This is a genomic window from Priestia sp. P5_B4 (assembly GCF_056400385.1).
Map to the genome: position 1 here is coordinate 1 of NZ_JBFULJ010001205.1, position 900 is coordinate 900.

Here is a 900-nt window from a genome sequence, read left to right on the forward strand (position 1 = left end):
GCTTAGATCCAATGGGCGTACGTGAACTGCGCGAGCTTCTTTTCACCTTAAAACGCCACTATAACAAAACGATTTTGATTTCTAGTCATTTGCTGGATGAATTACAGCGAGTATGTGATCAAATTGTCGTGATGCGAGAAGGAGAGCTAATATGGGACGGCGCTTTAGACCAGTTAGCATCCGGTAAAAATCTGGAAGATGCATTTGTAGAGCTGGTGTCACAATGAAGGAGCTGTTAGTAGCGGAGTGGGAAAGACTTTGGAAACGAAAAGTGGCGTGGCTGACCTTTCTATTAGTGCCGGTGGTGCTGTTAGTTGCTTCTTCCTATCTCCAAAAAGAAAACGGAGCACTCACAGTCGACTTACCACAGTATACGTTTGCGGGAAACTTTCCTGTACTGAGCTTAGCCGAAATGTTATTTACCGTTTTTAATGCTATGTTCTTAGTTTTTATTACGCTCGTTGTTACCGGCGAATACCGGTCAGGACAGCTGCGAATGGTCATGATACGATCATATTCGTTTAAAGAAATCATCCTAGCAAAAGCCGCAGTGATTCTGCTGTTTAATGCACTGTTTTTTATTACGTATTTTTGTATGAGCTATGTGATAGGCTTTCTGATGTTTGAACATCCGCAAACCTACTTTGTGTTTTATCACAGTCATGCTTTCAGCATAAAAGAAGCGCTAGTATATAATCTTTCATTCTATGGATATGCCTACTTGACGACTATTGCGATATGCTGTGTGCTGTTTTTTATCTCTGTTATCAGCAAAACGACCACTACGGCTGTTGGAATTGGTGTTGCTTTTATACTAATCTCCTTTTCGTATCCGACTTTATTAACAGGGTTTAAGCAGTGGATGAGTGAAGAGCTCTTTGGACAGCTGTTTTTTACTTC

The 900-nt window shown here is 41.1% G+C and carries 1 protein-coding gene and 1 pseudogene; both read left to right on the forward strand.

Translation table 11 applies throughout. The annotated features are described in order from the left end of the window. Positions 1-227: pseudogene (locus tag AC1DRF_RS29955) on the forward strand (ABC transporter ATP-binding protein); the annotation flags it as partial. Then, positions 224-900, forward strand: a 677-nt coding sequence (locus tag AC1DRF_RS29960; RefSeq protein ID WP_477742568.1) for an ABC transporter permease, incomplete at its 3' end; no start/stop codon positions are given. The pseudogene AC1DRF_RS29955 and the gene AC1DRF_RS29960, both read left to right, overlap by 4 nt.